The organism is Enterocloster sp. 210928-DFI.2.20 (assembly GCF_020554465.1).
GTDB lineage: Bacteria > Bacillota > Clostridia > Lachnospirales > Lachnospiraceae > Enterocloster > Enterocloster bolteae.
The window spans coordinates 1-4,002 of sequence record NZ_JAJCHK010000070.1 but is presented as its reverse complement, the minus strand read 5'-3'; the positions used below and the strand labels follow the sequence as shown (position 1 = coordinate 4,002).

General features: G+C 50.1%; 4 protein-coding genes. All 4 read right to left on the bottom strand.

Annotated features, from left to right (window positions below; translation table 11 throughout):
* Nucleotides 1–115 precede the first annotated feature (115 nt).
* Complete coding sequence (locus LI015_RS27695; RefSeq protein ID WP_002569628.1) at nucleotides 116–700, bottom strand: HD domain-containing protein; 585 nt, start codon at nucleotides 698–700, stop codon at nucleotides 116–118.
* Between the two features lie 21 nt (nucleotides 701–721).
* On the bottom strand, nucleotides 722–1,189 hold the full coding sequence (smpB, locus tag LI015_RS27690; protein WP_002569629.1) for an SsrA-binding protein SmpB: 468 nt from the start codon (nucleotides 1,187–1,189) through the stop codon (nucleotides 722–724).
* A 48-nt stretch (nucleotides 1,190–1,237) separates the two neighbouring features.
* Nucleotides 1,238–3,451 carry a ribonuclease R gene (gene rnr / locus LI015_RS27685; RefSeq protein ID WP_002572182.1) on the bottom strand — a complete coding sequence of 738 codons (2,214 nt, stop codon included), beginning with the start codon at nucleotides 3,449–3,451 and terminating at the stop codon, nucleotides 1,238–1,240.
* Nucleotides 3,452–3,606: 155 nt separating this feature from the next.
* The gene (secG, locus tag LI015_RS27680; RefSeq protein WP_002569631.1) at nucleotides 3,607–3,861 is read right to left on the bottom strand and encodes a preprotein translocase subunit SecG; all 255 of its coding nucleotides are present in this window, start codon (nucleotides 3,859–3,861) and stop codon (nucleotides 3,607–3,609) included.
* Nucleotides 3,862–4,002 lie beyond the last annotated feature (141 nt).

Sequence of the window (4,002 nt, the reverse complement as noted above, 5' to 3'; positions counted from 1 at the left end):
ACGACGCCCTCTCACGGCGTAAACCCGGGTTCGATTCCCGGTCAGGTCATGAAAAAAGCAAGCAGATGAAACTGCTTGCTTTTTTGTTGTTCTATTCTTCACCGTTTCTTGCGCATTATTTTATTTCCATGCGCGTCCTTGTTTCTGCATCAATCAGGCTGCGCAGGGCTTCCAGCCGTTCATCCTGCTCAAAGTATTCCTTTCCGTATTCCAGATTAAATCCATAGTCAAACCCGGCAGGATTTCTTCCCTGGCTGTGCTGGATAATGGTTTCCGCCTTATCCAGGGCTTTTACAAATCTGGCTTCCGGGGTAATGCCCTGACTGTATTCCTCCCACAGCCCGGACACCTCCCCTTCCTCTCCTTTTGGCAAAAAACCGCATATCCGCTGTACATCTTCCCTTTCCTGGTTCAGTTTATCACCGGCATCCGGCCGCAATGCTGCCGATATGTCTCCGCTGTACCGTTCCCCCAGGTCGTGAACAAGGCACATCATCAGTACTTTCTCCCTGTCCAGTTCCGGAAATTCCCTGCACATCACCCCGGCAAACAGAGCCAGGCGCCAGGAGTGCTCCGCAGTGCTCTCCTGCCGTCCCTCAGCAGTCCAGGCAGTGCGCAGAGTGGACTTAAGGCCCTCAGCCTCCTTTATGAAATCTGTGTATGCTTCCACTTCACTCCCCTTGTTACTGCCAATCCTCATAATATCCTCTCGTTCCTATCCCTAATACAGATTTTTTACCTTAAATTCCTTTTCCAGTTCCCTTCTCTGGTCCTTCTTGGCAATGTCTGCCCGCTTGTCGTAGAGCTTCTTACCACGGGCCAGACCCACCTCTACCTTCACCAGACTGCCTTTAAAATAAACCTGGAGAGGCACCAGGGTATAGCCCTTCTCCGCAATCTTGCCGTTCAGCTTCATGATTTCGTATTTATGCAGCAAAAGCCTTCTGACACGCAGAGGATCTTTATTGAATATATTTCCCTTCTCATAGGGGCTGATGTGCATACCGCACACATACACCTCACCTCTGTCAATCTTCACAAAGGCTTCCTTAACGCTGCATTTTCCCATGCGAATGGATTTTACCTCCGTGCCAAAGAGCTCGATGCCCGCCTCGTATTTCTCATCAATAAAATAATCATGGTATGCCTTCTTATTGTTCGCAACCAGTTTAATACTTTCCTTCCCCATGGTGTTTCCCTTTCTTTCCAGTCATAATTGCATGTATGACTTACAGCCTTACACGGAAGCTCCCTTACCCGCGCTCCTGTCCCAGTCTCTGGGCAGGATAAAATCCACTGTCCTAAGCAGACGGTCCGTGGACGCCACCTGGACCCGTATGGGCTGGCCCAGCTTAAATGTTTTCCTGGTCATCTCTCCCACCAGTTCGTAATGCTGTTCATCAAATATATAATAATCATCCCTCAGCTCGCTTATGCGGACCAGTCCTTCCACCGTGTTGGGAAGCTCCACATACAGCCCCCAGTTGGTGACGCCTGATATTACGCCGTCAAACTCCTGCCCGATAAATCTGGACATATACTCGCACTTTTTAAGCTTGTCCGTCTCACGCTCCGCTTCCTCTGCACGGCGCTCCAGAGCCGATGTCTGCATGGCGACCCCAGGCAGTATGGCTTCGTAATGGCCGGCCCTCTTGTCTCCCAGTCCGCCCTTCAGGCTTTCCTTTATGATACGGTGAATCTGGAGGTCCGGATATCTTCGGATGGGCGAAGTAAAATGTGTGTAATACCTGGCAGCCAGGCCAAAATGGCCGGAGCACAGGGTGGTGTACTTTGCCTGCTTCATGGAGCGCAGGGTCAGCCTGGAAAGAAGCACCTCCTCAGGCGTTCCCTCTATCTTATCCAAAAGCTTTTGTAATTCCTTGGGATGAATCTCCCCCTGCTGAAGCCGGATGAAATATCCAAAATTATGGATAAAGGTTCCCAGCTGCTTCATCTTCTCCGGATCCGGATTGTCATGGGTTCTGTAGAGGAAGGGCAGGGATTGCCAGAAGTAATCCTCCGCCACAGTCTCATTGGCTGCCAGCATGAAATCCTCTATGATTTTTGTGGCAGCATTGCGCTCATATGGTTTGATCTCCAGGGGCTTTCCCTGGGCATCCAGGATAATCTTGCTCTCCGGAAAGTCAAAGTCAATGGCTCCCCGTTTCTTCCGCTTTTCCCTGAGTATGTCAGATACCTCTTTCATCAGCATAAACATGGGCACAAACCCCTCATACTCAGCCATGACAGTTTCGTCCCCGTCCGTGACAATGGCATTCACCGCCGTGTATGTCATTCGACGGTCCACATGAATCACTGTCTCCGCGATTTTGTGGTCCAGCACGTTTCCCTGGTCATCCAGTTCCATGATGCAGCTTAAGGCCAGGCGGTCTGTGCCAGCGTTAAGGGAACAGATTCCATTGGACAGCTTATGGGGCAGCATGGGAATCACCCTGTCCACCAGATAAACGCTGGTGCCCCGCTTTAATGCCTCCTTGTCCAACGGACGGCCTTCTTTTACATAATGGCTCACATCCGCAATGTGAACTCCCAGGATATAACCTCCCTGTCCGTTCCTGCACAGGGTTACTGCATCGTCCAGGTCCTTGGCGTCCTCGCCGTCAATGGTGACCGTACGCAGTCCCCGTAAATCCAGGCGGCCGGCCAAATCACCGGTCCAGTCTGCCGGCGATGTCAAATCACCAATGCCGTAAGGTCCGTCCCAGGTTTCCTCATCCCTTGTCATACCAGGCACAGCCACTTCATCCGGACACCCTTCCACCTCGTCCATGACCTCCGGCGGAAACTCCTCCGGCAGTCCATAGGCCCTTACAATGGACAGTATGTCTGTTCCCGGATCATTGACATGGCCCAGAATCTCCGTCACTACACCCTCCGGCTTATGGTTCGCGTCTCCAAACTCCTTAATCCGCGCCACCACCTTATGCCCGGTGACAGCACCCATATCGCAGCCCTGGGGAATGAAAATATCCTTGGAAATCTTCTGGTTATCCGGAATCACAAACCCGAAGCCCTTGCTTTTCTGGTAATACCCAACCACCTCTTTGTTGGCATGTTCCAGCACTTTAAGCACCGAGCCTTCAGCCCTCCGGCCGCCTCCCCGGTCCTGGGATTCCACCACAATCTGGACCCTGTCCCCGTGAAGGGCCGCTCCTGTCCTGTCCTCAGGGATAAACACATCCTGCTCCATGCCTTCCACGGTCACAAAACCAAACCCCTTGGGATGTCCGCAAAATATACCGTTGACAGAAAAAACTTCCGGTTTCCCATATTTTCCCTTCTTGGAAATTCCGATTCTGCCCTCAGATACCAGATAGTCCAATACCTGTGTCAGTTCATCTCTCTGTGATTTGGGAATGCCTAAAAGCATGGCCAGTTCCTTTGCCTTCATGGGCACGTAGGACTTGTCGTTCATCACCTCTTCCAGCATCTTTGCCTTCTGTTCCAATATTTCTTTTTCCATATAACCTCTTTCTTATAAATGTCCTGCCTGTACGAAAACAGGTCAAAACCCGCCTGAATGAAATAAAACACCCTTATATGAATACAAGGGTGTTTTCGTCACTTATCCTTCTGTTATCTTAATTACCCCATGACCTTAAGCAGCACGTTCAGGGCAATGGTAATGAGCATGAATGCAATGGCTCCATACCTGGTAAAGTGCTCCAGCGCACCTTCCATGGAACGGCCTCTGTTCTTACTCCAGTAACTGTCTGTGGAGATTCCGCCAATTGCGCTCCCCAGTCCGTTGGACTTACCTTCCTGCATCAGGATAACCACTGATATTGCAACACCAAGAATTACATATATGATTGACAAAATAACATGTATTACTGACATCCGCCTGCACCTCTCCATTTTCTTATAGTCAAACAAAAATATTTTACCATACTTTGTCCTAAAACACAACCTGTTTTCCTATATTTCTTCAATTCGTAAAGTAAAATAGGCTGTCTCCGTTGCGGCTCGGAATCACGTAAC